The sequence below is a fragment of the Sphingomonas prati genome (genome assembly GCF_014643515.1).
In the GTDB taxonomy this organism is placed as follows: domain Bacteria; phylum Pseudomonadota; class Alphaproteobacteria; order Sphingomonadales; family Sphingomonadaceae; genus Sphingomonas_R; species Sphingomonas_R prati.
In genome coordinates this window covers 184740-201303 of the sequence record NZ_BMJP01000005.1, presented here as the reverse complement: position 1 = coordinate 201303, position 16564 = coordinate 184740, and the positions used below count along the sequence as shown (strand labels likewise).

The 16564-nt window shown below is 66.5% G+C and carries 10 protein-coding genes; 9 read left to right on the top strand and 1 reads right to left on the bottom strand.

What is annotated here, in order from left to right; all coding sequences use genetic code 11:
* Positions 1–39: 39 nt before the first annotated feature.
* From IEX50_RS14795 to IEX50_RS14775, 5 genes are all read left to right on the top strand, one after another.
* Complete coding sequence (locus tag IEX50_RS14795) at positions 40–2631, top strand: TonB-dependent receptor (protein ID WP_157176982.1); 2592 nt, start codon at positions 40–42, stop codon at positions 2629–2631.
* Complete coding sequence (locus IEX50_RS14790) at positions 2631–3416, top strand: hypothetical protein (RefSeq protein WP_157176983.1); 786 nt, start codon at positions 2631–2633, stop codon at positions 3414–3416. The genes IEX50_RS14795 and IEX50_RS14790 overlap by 1 nt, the downstream gene beginning before the upstream one ends.
* Before the next feature lie 191 nt (positions 3417–3607).
* A complete protein-coding gene (locus tag IEX50_RS14785) occupies positions 3608–6091 on the top strand; it encodes a TonB-dependent receptor (protein ID WP_198350678.1) in 2484 nt (827 codons plus the stop codon).
* 14 nt (positions 6092–6105) lie between these two features.
* Positions 6106–7170 (top strand): phosphatidylinositol-specific phospholipase C1-like protein, encoded by a 1065-nt coding sequence (locus tag IEX50_RS14780; protein ID WP_198350679.1) that lies wholly within the window; start codon positions 6106–6108, stop codon positions 7168–7170.
* Complete coding sequence (locus IEX50_RS14775; RefSeq protein ID WP_157176986.1) at positions 7170–7901, top strand: acid phosphatase; 732 nt, start codon at positions 7170–7172, stop codon at positions 7899–7901. Before IEX50_RS14780 ends, IEX50_RS14775 begins: the two co-directional genes overlap by 1 nt.
* Before the next feature lie 75 nt (positions 7902–7976).
* On the opposite strand, the gene IEX50_RS14770 is transcribed toward IEX50_RS14775, so the two are convergent.
* Entirely contained in the window at positions 7977–8621 is a 645-nt protein-coding gene (locus tag IEX50_RS14770; RefSeq protein ID WP_157176987.1) for a TetR/AcrR family transcriptional regulator, read from the bottom strand.
* A 128-nt stretch (positions 8622–8749) separates the two neighbouring features.
* Between IEX50_RS14770 and IEX50_RS14765 the strand changes: the two genes are divergently transcribed.
* From IEX50_RS14765 to IEX50_RS14750, 4 genes are all read left to right on the top strand, one after another.
* Positions 8750–9667: a shikimate dehydrogenase gene (locus tag IEX50_RS14765; protein ID WP_157176988.1), complete on the top strand. Its 918-nt coding sequence runs from the start codon at positions 8750–8752 to the stop codon at positions 9665–9667.
* Positions 9664–10959 (top strand): MFS transporter, encoded by a 1296-nt coding sequence (locus IEX50_RS14760; protein WP_157176989.1) that lies wholly within the window; start codon positions 9664–9666, stop codon positions 10957–10959. Before IEX50_RS14765 ends, IEX50_RS14760 begins: the two co-directional genes overlap by 4 nt.
* Before the next feature lie 58 nt (positions 10960–11017).
* On the top strand, positions 11018–14011 hold the full coding sequence (locus tag IEX50_RS14755; RefSeq protein ID WP_157176990.1) for a TonB-dependent receptor plug domain-containing protein: 2994 nt from the start codon (positions 11018–11020) through the stop codon (positions 14009–14011).
* Between the two features lie 189 nt (positions 14012–14200).
* Positions 14201–16564: an FdhF/YdeP family oxidoreductase gene (locus IEX50_RS14750; RefSeq protein WP_157176991.1), complete on the top strand. Its 2364-nt coding sequence runs from the start codon at positions 14201–14203 to the stop codon at positions 16562–16564.

The following is a 16564-nucleotide window of genomic DNA, read 5'->3' as shown; positions in this document are numbered from 1 at the left end:
TCCGCCTACCCCGCCGATCGTACCGGGGATGGGAAGACCATGAAGACGATCTTGATTGCGACCAGTGCGCTCGGCGTGCTGGCATTTTCCGATGCCGCGGCGGCGCAGACCGTGGCGACGGGTGCCGCCGACGACACGATCGTCGTGACCGGCCAGCGGGCGCAGCAGGAGCGTTCGATCCAGGTGAAGCGCGACGCGATCGGCGTGGTCGATGTGGCCGCCGCCGACGAGATCGGCCGGCTTCCTGATCGCAACGTGGCGGAGGTGATCGAGCATCTGCCCGGGGTCGGCGTGAGCTACGATCAGGGCGAGGGCCGCTATGTCGCGATCCGCGGTGTGCCGTCCAACCTCAACAACTATACGCTGAACGGGCTGGAGATCGGCAACCCGGACGGCACGACGCGCGCGCTGCCGCTCGACATCATTTCGGGGCAGCTGCTCAACCGCGTCGAGGTCGTCAAGGTCAAGACGGCGGACATGGACGGGCAAGGGATCGGCGGGACGATCAACCTGGTCACGCAGACCGCATTCGATTTCAAGGCGCGCAGCAACCTGGCGATCAGTGCCAAGGCCGGATACCAGACGCTGAACGAGAAGGTGCCGTATCAGGCCGATGCCAGCGTCGGCACGCGGTTCGGATCCGACGAGCAGTTCGGCATCGTGCTGGGCGGCAGTTATTCGTTCCGCGATTTCGACAGCGAGGGTTTCTATCCTGACAACTGGAAACCGCTGGCCACCGCGGCGCGCGGCGGGGTGCCAGACAACATCAAATATACGCAATATTCGCTGAAGCGCGAACGGATCAGCGGGACCGGATCGTTCGACTGGCACCCCAGCGACACGCAGACATTCTATGTCCGCGGCGTCTACAGCAAGTTCACCGAGGACGAGGTGCGGCCGCGGTACCGGCTGGATTTCACCACGACGCCGTTCACGCTGAACCCGGACGGGCTGGCCGGGCAGACGGTGGGCGTGCCGAGTTCGGCGACGGGCGCGGCGGGTTCGGGCCCGGAGCGGCGCGAGGACCTGCGGCTCGACTATAAATCCAAATATCTCGCGACGGGCAGCGTCGGCGGATCGACCGAGCTCGACCGGCTGACGCTGAACTACGACGCGGCGTACAGCCGCAACCGAACGATCGACCGCTATCCGCTCTGGCAGTTCCGCTGCAACCCCGGCACGGTCAATTTCGACTTCACCGAGAAGGTGTACGAGGCGGCGCCGGTGACGGAATGCACGGGCAACCAGTTGCAGTTCCGCCAGTATCAGGAGTTCGACCAGGTCAATGTCGAGAAGATCTGGCAGGGCAAGATCGACGCGACCTACACGCTGGACGGCATCGGCGACGGGGGCAGCTTCCTGAAGTTCGGCGGCAAGTATCGCGATACGGATCGCACGTTCGATCAGGACAACCCGACCTGGGTCCGGGCATCCGCGACGGGCAACCGCTGGACGCTCGGTCAGTACGGGCTCGACGCGCCCGGCGAGTGCGTGAACCCGGACAGCGCGCACCCCAAGCAATGCTATTTCAACGCGCCGGTGTTCGATATCGCAGCATTACAGGCGTTTACAGAGCAGAATCGCGGTGGCGCGCTGATGCCGCTCGATGCGGCGACGACGCTGACCAACAACACGATCTCGGACTTTGCGCTGAAGGAGAAGGTGGCGGCGGGCTATGCGATGGCCAATCTGGCGTTCGGCGCGGTGACGCTGACGCCGGGGTTACGCTACGAACATACCACGTTGGATATCAATGGGTTCCGCCTGGCGGCTGGCGCAGTGTCGGCGGTCGCGGTGGGCAACAGCTATGACGACTGGCTGCCGTCGCTGATCATGCGGATCAAGCCGAGCGACGATACGGTCTTTCGCTTCGCTTATTCCAAGAGCCTGGGCCGGCCGGAATATTCGACGCTGAGCCCCGGCGGATCGATCGACAGCGCGAACAATGCCGTGTCGCTCGGCAATGCGGAGCTGAAACCGTATCGTGCGGACAATCTGGATGCGACGGCGGAATGGTATTTCGCGCGCGGCGGGATCCTGAGCGTCGGGGCGTTCGCCAAGTTCATCCGCAACCCGATCTTCAGCCAGGTCACCGTCCTGCGCAACACGGTGTTCGACGGCGTCACTTATCCGGTGCTGAACGTCACGCAGCCGTTGAACGCCGACAAGGGCGACATCGTCGGGATCGAGGCGCAGTATCAGCAGCAGTTCAGTTTCCTGCCGGGCCTGCTGTCGGGCTTCGGCATCACGTTGAACGGGACGCTGACGGACTCCAGCCTGCGCCTGCCGGACGGGCGGCTGTCGAGCTTTCCGAGCCAGTCCAAATATCTCTACGGGGCGGAGCTGTTCTACCAGAAGGGTCGGCTGGAGGCGTCGGTCGCCTATCACAACACCGGTTACTCGCTGCTCGCGATCGGCAGCCCGGCGTATAACGACCAGTATAACGACGATCTGCGCCGGCTGGACGCCAAGGCGAGCTTTGCCTTGCTGGAGAATGTCCGGCTGTTCGCGGAGGCGCAGAACCTGACGGATGAGCCGACGCGGCAATATCAGGCGGGGAACAAAAACTGGCTGATCCAGAATGAACGCTATGGCCGGACGTTCTATGCGGGCATATCCGCCAAGTTCTGATGCTGGTCCTCGCATTCCTCCTGGCGGTCGTCGCGCCTGCCGGCCAGCCGGCCGTGACCGAGATCGAGCGGTTCCGTGCGCCCGAGGCGCGGCAGGGCGTGGTTGCCGATCGGCGGCACGTCTATGCGATCTCCAACGCGCAGATCGGCAAATATGATCGCCGCACGAAGCAGCGCATCGGCCGCTGGCAGGGTGATCCGAAGCTGTTCCGCCATATGAACAGCTGCATCCTCGAAGGTCATCAACTGGTCTGTGCAGCGTCCAACTATCCGGACGTGCCGATGACCAGTTCGATCGAGTGGTTCGACACGGTGAAGATGACGCATGTCCGGACGCGCAGCCTGGGTCCGGGGCGGGGTTCCCTGACATGGCTGGACTGGCATGACGGCAGCTGGTGGGCGTGTTTCGCGCATTACGACAACAAGGGTGGTGAGCCGGGGCGCGATCACCGCTTGACGACGCTCGTCCGCTATTCTCCGCAGTTCGCGGAACAGGGGGCGTGGCTGTTCCCGGCGGACGTGCTGGCGCGCTTCGCACCCTACAGCTCGTCCGGCGGGGTCTGGGGGAAGGACGGGTTGCTGTATGTGACGGGGCATGACCGGCCTGAACTCTATGCGCTGCGCCTGCCGGAGGCGGGATCGGCGCTGGAGCATGTCACGACAATCGGCCTGACGACGGGCGGGCAGGCGGTCGCCTGGGAGCATGGCGCGCAGCGTGTGCTGTGGTCGATCGAGCGGTCGTCGTCCGAAGCCGTGGCCGTGACGGTGCCGGTTCTGGCCAACTGAGGCGGACCGGGCGACCGGATGAACCGTCGGCCGCATGTATCAGGTTCGTAACGTTCACGTCTCCGTTCAGTCATGGCGGGTGCGCATAGCCGCGGCGCAAGCGAGCCGGGCAACGGCCGCGATCACCGGGGGGTAAGACATTGCGGACCATCAATCGACTGCGGGCGACCGCGGCATGCATCGGCGTGACCATGATCGGCAGCGCCGCCGGCGCGCAGGACGTTGCGACGGCACCCGCCGTCGCGGAGGACACCGCGCCACGTGACACGGCGCGGACGAACTCGGCCGGCAATGGCGAGGACATCGTGGTCACCGGGCGGCTGGGCACCGTGAACCAGCGCAAGGTCGAGGCGAGCTATTCGATTACGACGATCAGCGACCAGGAACTGCGCCAGCGCGCGATCGGCAACCTGGCCGAGGCGTTGCAGCAGATCCCCGGCGTATGGGCGGATTCGTCCGCCGGTGTCGGCGCGAACAACACGCGGGTTCGCGGCATTCCGCGCGGCGGCTATGAATCGCTGGCGGTGTATGAGGACGGCCTGCCGATCCAGCACGATCCGGGCATTAACTGGATCAACGTCGACCAGTTTCTGCGCATCGACGAAAGCTATAGCAGCATCGAGGCGGTGCGCGGCGGCCCGTCGTCGATCTTCGCCGCCAACGCGCCGGGGGGGCTGATCAACTTCATCCCGCGGCGCGGGACGCCCGAACTGAGCGGTCTGCTGAAGCTGACCACCGCGGACTACGGCCAGGCGCGGGCGGACGTTTGGATCGGCGGGCCGATCGCGGACGACTGGCGCTTTTCGATCGGCGGATATTACAACAAGGATCAGGGCGTGCGCGACCCCGGCCCGACCGCGAACGAAGGCGGGCAGGGGCGGGTCATCGTGTCGAAGGCATTCGCGCGCGGCAACCTGTCGTTCGGCGTGAAGTATCTGGAGGACAACAACTTCTTTTTCGACGCGATCCCGCTGGTGCGGACCGCGTCGGGCAATATCCGGCCGCTGACGCCGTTCAACGGCAATGACGACACGCTGACCGGCCCCGAGGACGGCAATGTCGTGATCAAGACGCCGGCGGGCATCCGCGATGCCGCGTTCAACCTGTTCAACCAGACGAGCGACCTGCAGTTTACCGCCAAGGGCGACATGCGGTTCGACGACGGGACGACGATCAACGCGGGGTTCCGGTATCGCGACAGCAAGACCAACCGCAACGCGCGCGGGCTGAACAACCTGTCGACGCAGGCGGCGTACCTGACGACGAACCGCGCCAACGCACTGCGCGCGTTTGCGGCACAGGGGGCAACCGACGTGCGGTTCGTCTATTCCGGCGACGGCAGCGCGTATCCGGCGGATGCGAACGGCAACGGGCTGGTCGGCGTCAACACCTTCCAGTCGATCCAGAACCCGATCAAGGAGATGATCGGGCTGGTCGAGCTGGGCCATGTGTTCGAAACCGGGATCGGACGGCACGACGTGAAGCTCGGCTTTTACGGCACGACCGCGGACTGGGCGCATGACCGCAACGACGGCGTGGGCATCACCGAAGTGCGCGACAATGCGCGGCTGCTCGACGTGGTCGCGGTGAACGCCGCGGGGCAGGTGGTCGGGCGCGTGACCGACGGGGGCATCGCGCGGTACGAGTCGCGGTTCGCCCACTCGTTCGGCGGATACGAGGATGCCGCGGTCTACCTGTCCGACGAATGGCAGGTGACGCCGAAGCTGCGTATCGACGGCGGGTTCCGGTACGAGAAGATCTGGATCCGTGGGTTCAGCGAGGGGGTGCGCAGTTTCAACCTGGGCGATGCGACCACGCTGGCGGACGACAATGTCCTCTACGGATCGGGCGTGCTGACGCGGTTCGACCCGGCGTTCGACGACAAGAGCTATACGATCGGTGCTAACTGGCAGTTCTTGCCGAATGCCGGCGTGTTCGCGCGGTACACCAGCAGCTATCGCCTGCCGCAGATCGGGCAGTATCGCGACAATGTGCTGCCCACCGACGTGCGCAGCCAGTCGATCGACCAGGCCGAGGCTGGCGTGAAGTTCCAGCAGCCCTGGGGCAGCCTGTTCGCGACGGTGTTCTACAATTCGTTCCAGGACGTGCAGTTCACCAACACGTTCATCGACCCGACGTCGCTGCTGATCGTGCAGGAGATCAACTATGGCGACGTCCGCACGATCGGCGTCGAGCTGGAGGGGAGCCTGCGCCCGACCGACTGGTTCGACGTGGCGGCGACGGCGACCTATCAGGACCCGAAGTTCAAGAACTACAGCTACAACACCATCGCGAGCGGGGTCACGACGACGACATCGTTCGACGATAACCGCCCGTCGAGCATGCCGAAGGTGATGGCGAGCGTCCGCCCGCGGCTGACGCTGGCGAACGGTCGCCTGCGCGTGCTGGGCGAATGGCGGTACGAGGGCAACAAGTTCAACGACGACGCCAACATCGTCAGGTTGCCTGCATTTTCGGTGTTCAACGCCAGCGCGGAACTGGACGTGACCGACCAGGTGACGGTGCAGGTGAAGGGAACGAACCTGTCGAACAGCCTGGGCCTGGGCCAGGGCGGCGGGGCGCAGGCGGTGCCGGGGGTGGCAGCCGGCGCGATCATCCTCGCGCGTCCGATCTTCGGGCGGACGGTGTCCGGGTCGTTGCTGTTTAAATTTTGATGGGAGAAAGCGCGATGTCGATCATTCGGACGATGGCGGCGGCGGGGCTGGCGTTCGCGGCGGCGGGCGCGGGTGCGGCGCCACCGCTCAGGATGAACGACATCGCGGTGATCGGGACACACAACAGCTACAAGCTGCCGATGCCCGCCGCGACGATGGCGCGGGTGCGGGCGGTGTCGCCGGCCATGGCCGATGCGCTGGATTACGGGCATCGGCCGTTGACCGAACAGCTGGACGCCGGGGCGCGGCAGCTGGAACTGGACGTGAACTACGATCCTGTCGGGGGGCATTATGCGGCGGGGTCGTCCGATCCGGCGCTGCGCCGGCCGGGGTTCAAGGTGCTGCATATCCCGGGGATCGACAACGGATCGTCCTGCGTCCTGCTGGTCGAGTGCCTGCGCACGATCCGACGCTGGTCCGATGCGCATCCGCGGCACGTGCCGATCCTGCTGATGTTCAACGCCAAGGACGAACAGAATGCGGCGCGCGGCGGGATCGACGCGCTGCCGTTCAACAGCAAGGCCTATGACGCGTTGGACGCCGAGATCCGGTCCGTCATGGACACGGCGCACCTGATCGTTCCGGACCACGTGCAGGGGCGGTACCCCACGCTGCGCGAGGCGGTGCTGGCGAATGCGTGGCCGACGCTGGACGCGGCGCGCGGCAAGTTCCTGTTCGCGCTGGACGAAACGCCGGCGAAGGTTGCCGTCTATCGCGGCGCGCGGCGGTCGCTGGAGGGGCGGGTGTTCTTCATCAACACCGACGAGGCGTCGCCGGCCGCTGCGTACCTGACGCTGAACGATCCGGTGCGCGATGCGGACCGGATCCGCCGGGCGGTGGCAGCGGGCTTCATCGTGCGGACGCGCGCCGATGCCAACACGCGGGAGGCCCGTGCGAACGACACCAAGCCGCGCGATGCGGCGCTGGCCGGCGGAGCGCAATATGTGTCGACGGACTATCTCTGGCCGGATGCGCGCCTGTCGGGCGGCTATCATGTCGCGTTGCCCGGCGGTATCGTGGCGCGGTGCAATCCCGTGCGGCGCCCGGCCTGTGGCGACCTGGAGGGGAAGGGAAAGTGATGGTTCCGATCGTCTCGCTGGTCGTGCTTGCCGCTGCCGCGCCGGTCGCGCAGCCGGCCTATCTGGCGGGTGCCCGGGTGCCGGATCTGGTTCGCATCCTGCCCGCCCCGCCGGCCAAGGGATCGCCGCAGGCGGTGGACGATGCCGCGACGTTCCGCGCGACGCGGCCATTGCTCGGCACGGAGCGCGGGCGGATCGCGACGAGCGACGTGACCGCCAACCGGCTGGTGGTGTTTAGCTGCGCCGCCGGGTTGCGGCTGGACGACCCCGGCCTGCCGGCGCTGGCGCGGGTCATGGCGCGGGACGGCGACCAGAACATGGTCGGGCGTGCGAAGGACACGCTGGCGGTGCGACGGCCCTATCTGGATAACGACGCGCCGATCGGCGAGCCGAAGACGGCGCATCTGGCGGCGAACGGTGACTACCCCTCGGGCCATACGACCGCCAGCTGGTCGACCGCGCTGATCCTGGCGGAGTTGATGCCGGACCGGGCGACGGCGATCCTGCGGCGCGGGCGGCAATATGGCGAAAGCCGCTACATCTGCGGATCGCACAACCGCAGCGCGGTCGAAGCGGGCTATCTGGCGGGAGCGGTGCAGGTCGCGGCGCTCCATTCGGTCGCGGCGTTCCGGAACGACATGGATGCCGCGCGTCGGCAAATCGAGGCGCGGCGGAAGAGCACCTCCGCACCCGATCCGGGGAGGTGCCAGCTGGAAGCGGGGATGCAATAGGGCGGGCCGGGAGCCGGGCCGGTCGGGCGGTGACGGGGTGTCCGTGGTAGCGCGCCGCGGTTTAAGCCCCGCGCGTCAGGCCTGGCAGGCCCGCAGAACGGTATCGACGACGATCGCGCGGCGTTGTGCGTTGGCCTCGTCCGACGTCATGTCGAAGGCGAAGATGCGTTCGAACGTGTAACGGTTGGACACGTTGTAGAAGGCAAGCGCGCTGATCGTCATGTGGAGCTGGATCGGATCGAGGCCGGTCCGGAACACGCCATCCGCGACGCCGCGATCGAGCAGCGTGCCGATCATGTGGAGCACGGAATCGTTGCGGGTGCGCGTACTGTCGAGTGCGCCGATCGCGGTGCCCCGCTGGATGTTCTCGTTCATCACCAGCCGGACGAATTCGGGATGCTGGAGGTGATAGTCGAACGTGATCTCGACCAGCCGCGCGAGCGCCGCGGTGGGGGCCAGCGACGTGAGTTCGGCGACCGCCTCCGTCGTGCGGATCGACGCATAGGCATGTTCGAGGACCGCCTGGTACAGGCCCTCCTTGCTGCCGAAATAATAATAGATCATCCGCTTGGACGCATCGGTGCGGTCGGCGATCTCGTCGATCCGGGCGCCGGCGAAACCCTTGTCGGCAAATTCGTTCAACGCGATTTCGACGATGTCGGCACGCGTCCGCTCGGCGGAACGGCGCTGGTCGACCGGGGGAGGAGGGGGCTTGGCCATCGATGCTCTATCGGCTGGGGCACCCTCGTTAGGCAAGTACCGCGAAGGGCAGTTGACATGAACGTACTAGTTCGTACACAAAGATTGCAGACCGGCGGAAAAGCTGGCGCAAGAAGGGACGGGAACTGATGGGCGACATACGTCTTGCTCGCGACGAGCCGGCTTCGGCCGTGCCACGGAAGCCATCGCCGCGCACTGGGTGGCTGATCGGGCTGATCGGTGAGGGGATCGGCGGGTCGCTGTCGCCCGCCATGCACATGGCCGAAGGCGATGCGCAGGGTTGCCGCTATATCTACCGCATCATCGACCTCGTCGCGCTCGGCCGGTCGGTCGACGATCTGCCCGCGTTGCTGAACGGGGCGATCATGCTGGGCTTCGACGGGCTGAACATCACCCATCCGTGCAAGCAGGCGATCCTGCCGTTGCTGGACGAGGTCGACGACGATGCGCTGGCGATCGGCGCGGTCAATACGGTGCGGATCGTTGGCGGCCGGACGCGCGGCTACAACACCGACGTCTCCGGTTTCCGGGTCGGGATCGAGCGCGACATCGGCGCCATCCGCGGACACCGCGTCGCGCAGCTGGGCGCGGGCGGGGCTGGCGCGGCGACGGCGGCCGCGGTGCTGTCGATGGGTGCCACGCATGTCGCGGTCGTCGATACTGACGTGGGTCGGGCGGAACGGCTGGCCGCAACCTTGTGCGCGCGCTTCGGCGCCGACGCGGCCACCGCATCGACCGACATCGCCGCGGCGCTGGCCGATGCGCAGGGGCTGGTCCACGCCACGCCGACGGGCATGGCGGCGCATCCGGGCCTGCCGCTTGACGCAGCGCTGCTGCGGCCCGACCTGTGGGTGGCGGAGATCGTCTATTTCCCGCTGGAGACCGCGTTGCTGAAGGCCGCGCGGGCGACCGGGTGCCGGACGTCGCACGGCGGCAACATGGCGGTGTTTCAGGCGGTGGGCGCGTTCGAGATCTTCACCGGGCGCAAGGCGGACGGCGACCGGATGATGCGCCATTTCGCCGCGCTGACCGGAGCGGGCGCATGACCGCGGTGGCGGCGTCGGGCGATCGGCGGTCGCGCGTCCGGTTCAGCATGCTGGCGCTGATCGCGACCGGTACGCTGATCAACTATCTGGACCGCACGATCCTGGGCATCGCCGCGCCGGCGCTGACCAAGGAATTGTCGATCAGCCCCGCGCTGATGGGCGTCGTGTTCTCCGCATTTTCCTGGACCTACGCCGCGTCGCAGATCCCGGGCGGGGCGTTTCTCGACCGGTTCGGGACTCGGCTGACCTATTGCCTGTCGGTCGGGTTCTGGTCGCTGTTCACGCTGTTCCATGCGCTGGTCGGCGGGATCGCCTCGCTGCTCGGGCTGCGGCTGTTGCTCGGGATCGCGGAATCGCCCTGCTTCCCGGCGAACGGGCGGGTGGTGGCAACATGGTTTCCGCGACAGGAACGCGCGCTGGCGACCGGGGTCTATACGGTCGGCGAGTATATCGGGCTGGCGTTTCTCAGTCCGCTGCTGTTCGCGATGCTGGCGCACTGGGGCTGGCGGTCATTGTTCGTGGGGGCGGGCGGCGTCGGACTGGTCTTCGCGCTGATCTGGTGGCGCGGCTACCGCGAGCCGGCGGACAGCAATGCCAACCCGGCGGAGATCGCGCATATTGTCGCCGGCGGCGGGCTGGCGGCGCACGCCGCCGCGCCAAAACTCGACTGGTCGAAGGCGTCGCTGCTGCTGCGCGAACGCAAGATGTGGGGGATCTGCCTCGGTCAGTTCGCGGGCAATTCGACGCTCGTCTTCTTCCTGACGTGGTTCCCGACCTACCTAGCGGTCGAGCGTCACATGGACTGGCTGAAGATCGGCTTCTTCGCGATCCTGCCGTTCATCGCCGCGTCGGTTGGCGTGCTGTTCGGCGGCTGGTGGTCGGACACGATGCTGCGTCGCGGTGTGTCGGCCACGGTCGCGCGCAAATTGCCGATCATTCTCGGCCTGTTGCTCGCATCGACGATCGTCGCGGCGAACTTCGTCACTGACGACCGGGTGGTGATCGCGATCCTGTCGCTGGCGTTCTTCGCGCAGGGCATGGCGGCGCTGGGCTGGACGCTGGTGTCCGACATCGCGCCGGAAGGGATGCTCGGCGTGACGGGCGGCATCTTCAACCTGGCCGCGAACCTGGCGGGCATCATCACGCCGCTGGTCATCGGCGGGATCGTCGCGGTCACCGGCAGCTTCGCCTACGCGCTGGGGTTCATCGGGGTCGTCGCCCTGCTCGGGGCGCTTTCGTACATCGTCATCCTGACCGACGTCAGCCGGATCGAGCTGCCCCAGGTCACCTAGAAATCGCTGCGGATCAGCAGTGTGTCGATACCAAAAAACAAATCAGGGAGGATCAGTCATGAAGAGGTACAGGATCGGTGTGTCCGCGGTAGCCTTGCTTTGGGCGTCGGCGGGCGTCGCGCAGACGACCACCCCCGCGCCGGCCGCGAGTTCGCTGCCGCCGGCCGCGGACCAGACGTCGCCCGCGCTGCTGCCCAGCCAGGGTGCCGCGACCCCGGCCGAGGTTCAGGCCGCGCCCGCGGAGACCGGCGACGGCGAGATCGTCGTGACCGGATCGCGCATCACGCGCAGCGACTATACCTCCGCCAGCCCGATCGTGACGACCAGCCAGGAAGCGCTGAAGGCCACCGGCGCGGTCAACGTCGAACAGTCGCTGAACCAGTTGCCGCAGTTCATTCCAGGGTCGGGATCGCAGGGCGGCGGCGCATCGGCGGCGGCTAGCGCGGGGCGCGCGACGCTCAACCTGCGCGGCCTGGGCGACCGGCGCAACCTGGTGCTGCTCGACGGGCGGCGGTTGCCGCCGTCGACCGTCTTCAACGTCACCGACGTCAACATCATCCCGCAATCACTGATCGAAAGCGTGGAGACGATCACCGGCGGTGCGTCGGCGGTCTATGGGTCGGACGCGATTTCCGGCGTCGTCAATTTCCGCACGCGCCGCAACATCAACGGGATCGAGATCGACGGGCAGATCGGCAACACGTTCCGCGCGGACCGGCTGGCGACCGACCTGTCGGCCGTCGGTGGCTGGACGTCCGGCGACGACCGGTTCAGCATCGTGGGGGCAGCGGGCTATACCAAGCGCGACGAGCTGAAGGGATCCGAGCGGTCGTTCTTCGACCTAGGCATCCTGTCGTCGTTCATCGGGCAGGGGACGTTCGTGCCGTCCGCCACCAACCTGCCGACGCAGGCCGCGGTGAATGCGGCGTTCGGCAACCGTGCGCCTGGTACGGTAGCGCGGACCAACTCGCTGGGGTTCAACGACGACGGGTCGTTGTTCAGCCAGGTCGGTGCGACCAACTATGCCGGACCGACGACCGGCGACTATGTCACGTTCGGCAATGTCGTGCGCCAGCCGGTGGCGCGCCAGCAGTCGATCGAGCGGCCGCTGGAGCGGTTCAACGCGTTTGGCAAGGCCGAGTATGAGGTGTCGGACGCGCTGACGCTGTACGCGCAGGGGCTGTTCACCCGTTCCGAAGCGCAGACCAATGTCGGCAATTCGCTGACCCAGTTCATCAACGTCAACGTGTCCGCCGCCAACCCGTTCATCCCGGCCAGCCTGCGCGCGGTCCTGGCATCGCGGCCCGACCCCAATGCGCCGTTCGCGATCAACCGGCGGTTCACCGAACTGCCGTCGCGGGTGTTCGACACCACGTTCGAAACCAGCCAGTTCATCGTCGGCGCACGCGGCAAGCTGGGCTTTGGCGACTGGACCTACGACATCTACGGATCGCGCGACCGCAACGTCATTCATGACGACATCGCGCCGGGCGTACTCGGCAGCCAGCTGAACCGCCTGCTGGGGGCGAGCGACGGCGGGCAGTCGCTGTGCGCGGGCGGATATAATCCGTTCGGGCTCGCCAATGCCGGGACAATCTCGCCCGCCTGCGCCGCGTTCATCACGCGCCGGGTGAGCCGTGACGAGGATATCCGCCAGAATACGGTCGAAGGGGCCGTGCAGGGCACGCTACTGACGCTGCCTGCCGGCGACCTGAAGCTGTCGGTGGTGGGCACGTACCGCGAGAACAAATACAGTTTCGAGCCCGGCGCGGAGCTGGTCGCGGGCGACGTGTTCGCGACGAACCAGACCAACCCGACCAGCGGCAGGACCAACGTGAAGGAAATCGCCGGCGAACTGTTCGTGCCGATCCTGCGCGAAACGCCGTTCTTCCAGACGCTGAACCTCAGCCTGGGTGCGCGCTATTCGGACTATAACGTCACGGGCGGGGCCACGACGTACAAGGCGGAAGTCGAATGGTCGCCGGTCAAGATGGTGCTATTGCGCGGCGGGTATCAGCGCGCGATCCGCGCCCCGAACATCGGCGAACTGTTCAGTTCGGCGACGGGTGCGCAGGTCCAGATCGGCAATCCGCCGGCATCGGGCGACCCCTGCGACGTGCGCAGCGTGTCGCGGACGGGCAGCGGAGCGGCGCAGTTGCGGACGCTGTGCATCGCCACCGGCGTGCCGACCGCGCTGGTCGATAACTACAACTTCACGACGGTGGCGATCCCGGTCACCAACTCGGGCAACCTCGCGCTTAGCCCGGAAAAGGCGACCACCAAGACGGCCGGCATCGTGCTGCGCCCGCGTTTCCAGTCGCCGCTGCTGCGCGGCCTGTCGCTGTCGGTGGATCATTACGACATCTCGATCACGGACGTCATTTCGACCGTGGCGGGGAACACCGCGCTCGCCAAATGCTACAACCAGGACGGCAGCAACCCGACCTATGATGCGGCCAACACATTCTGCGGGCTGATCACGCGCGACCAGACGGGCGGGATCACCAACGTGGCGCTGCCCTACCTCAACCTAGGTGGGTTGAAGACGAAGGGGATCGACGTCCAGCTCGACTGGAGCGTGGATATCGCGTCGCTGGCGAACGGCGGGGACGTGCGCTTCTCGCTCAATACGCTGGTGAGCTATCTCGACAGCTATCAGGTCAAGAACTTCCCGACCGATGCGTTCCAGGAGTTTGCAGGCACGATCGACGCAACCAACTCGCTGCCGTTGCCGCGCTGGCGGTACACGACCACGGGTAACCTGACGCTGGGCAAGGCCGACATCGGCGTGCGCTGGCGCCACCTGAACGCGATGCGCGACGTGACGAGCGTCATCCGCCCGGCCAGCCCGGCGGCGGGGGTGCCGTCCTACGACCTGTTCGACCTGACCGGTCGGATCGCGGTGAACGAACGGTTCCAGTTGCGCGCCGGCGTGACCAACCTGTTCGACAAGGCGCCGCTGGTGATCGCGGGCACGCCGGGCAACACGCTGCCCGGAACCTACGACGTGCTGGGCCGGTCCTTCTACATGGGGTTCAAGGCGCGGTTCTGAAGCCTCGGCGACCTGCCGCCGGGCAGGTCGTCATTCTTGCGGGAGGGGTGGAAGGGACGCATCCGGCACGGCCGGACCACGGAATATCGACGCAAGCTGCGAAGAAACTTGCGTTTTCCTCGCGAGAGGCTCTTGGAACGACGAGTGACCGGCCATCCGTAAGCGGCCTGGTCGCCTGGAGATTCGAGTATGCGTGACAAGCGTCCCGACGGGATCAAGGATTATACCGGCCCGGCCGGCGGCTGGGGGGCGCTGAAGGCCGTCGCCCTGAGCCTCAAGGCGCAGCAGATTGTCCAGCGCGGCGCGCAGACATTGCTGAAGTCGAACCAGCCGGACGGTTTCGACTGCCCAAGCTGCGCCTGGCCGGACCCAAAGCACAGCTCCTCGTTCGAATTCTGCGAGAATGGCGCGAAGGCCGTAGCGTGGGAGTCGACCGCCAAGAAGATCGGTGCGGAATTCTTCGCCCAGCATTCGGTGGCGGACCTGTGGGCGAAGACCGACCATTGGCTGGAAGGCGAGGGCCGCGTGACGGAACCGCTGCGCTACAACAAGGCGACCGACCATTATGAGGTCGTCGGCTGGGACGAGGCGCTGGCCGAGATCGGCGCGGGTCTGGCCAAGCTGGACGATCCGAACCAGGCGGAATTCTACACGTCCGGGCGGTGTTCGAACGAGGCGGCGTTCCTGTTGCAGCTGTTCGTGCGGCTGTACGGGACCAACAACTTCCCTGATTGTTCGAACATGTGCCACGAGGCGACCTCGGTCGGGCTACCCAAGTCGATTGGCATCGGCAAGGGTACCGTCAGCCTGGAGGATTTCGACCACGCCGACCTGATCCTGTCGATCGGTCACAACCCGGGCACCAACCATCCGCGCATGATGGCGACGCTGCGTGAGGTGTCGCGTCGCGGTGGCAAGATCATCGCGTTCAACCCGCTGAAGGAGCGCTCGCTCGAGCGGTTCGAATCGCCGCAGTCGGTGGTCGAGATGGCGACGTTCTCCGCGACGCCGATCGCAAGCAGCTACCTGCAGGTAAAGGTCGGTGGCGACGCCGCGGCGCTGAAGGGGATTTCCAAGGCGCTGGTCGCGCTGGACAAGGCCGCGACCGCCGCGGGCGAGTCGCCGGTGCTGGACCATGCGTTCATCGCCGAACATACGACTGGCATCGATGCGCTGATCGCCGACCTGGAAGCGTCGGAGTGGGACGATATCGTCGCGGCCAGCGGGCTGGGGCGGAGTGATCTGGAAGAGGTCGCGCGGCTGTATTCGCAGTCGAAGGCGACCATCGCCTGCTACGGCATGGGGATCACGCAGCACCGGACCGGCACGAGCAACGTGCAGCAGATTGCGAACCTGCTGCTGCTGCGCGGCAATATCGGCCGGCCGGGGGCGGGCATCTGTCCGCTGCGCGGGCACAGCAACGTGCAGGGCGACCGGACGGTCGGCATCACCGAGCGGCCGATGCCGATGCTGCTCGACAAGATGAAGGAGGTGTTCGGGTTCGAACCGCCGCGCGAGCACGGCCATTCGGTGGTCGAAAGCATCGCCGCGATGCGCGACGGGAAAGCCAAGGCGATCATGTGCCTGGGCGGGAACCTGGCGATCGCATCGTCGGATCCGCAGGCGTGTGCCGCGGGGTTCCGCAACATGGACCTGGCCGTCCACATCACGACCAAGCTGAACCGCACGCAGTTGCTGATGGCGAAGGGCGCGACCTACATCCTGCCATGCCTTGGCCGGACGGAGCGCGATACGCAGGCGGGCGGGCCGCAGTCGGTGACCGTCGAGGATTCGATGTCGATGGTGCATGCTTCGCGCGGGTTCCTGATGCCGCCGGGCGAGAATGTCCGGTCCGAACCGTGGATCGTCGCGGGGATCGCCAAGGCGACGCTGGGCGCCAAGGGCGGGATCGACTGGGACGGCTATGTCGCGAATTACGATACGATCCGCGACAGCATCGAGGCGGTGTTCCCGGCGTTCAAGGACTACAACACGCGCATCCGCGAACCGGGCGGGTTTCACCTGCCCAACGCGGCGGCGGAGCGGGTGTGGCTGACCGAATCGAAGAAGGCGAACTTCATGGTGTCGCCGGGTGTCGAGGAGAACGAGACGATCGGCGACCCGAGCGTCATGCGGCTGACGACGCTGCGCTCGCACGACCAGTACAACACGACGATCTACGCGCTCGACGATCGGTATCGCGGTGTCTTCGGGCGGCGCGACATCCTGTTCATGAACGCCAAGGAGATCGCGCGGCTGGGCTTTGCGGAGGGCGACGTGATCGACGTGACCACCGCGTTGCAGTTCAAGCGGGCCGACCGGATCGTGCAGGGGCTGACGCTGGTCGAGCATGACCTGCCCGATGGCTGCTGCGCGTCCTATTATCCGGAGACGCAACCGCTGATCGCGCTGGAGGACCATGACAAGCAGAGCTTCACGCCGTCCTACAAGTCGGTCCCGGTCCAGATTCATGCCGCGGGCGCCGACGACGGCGCCGAACTGATCGTCGAACGCGCCGGCGTTGCCGGCCGTCCCGTCATTGCGAAAGTCTGA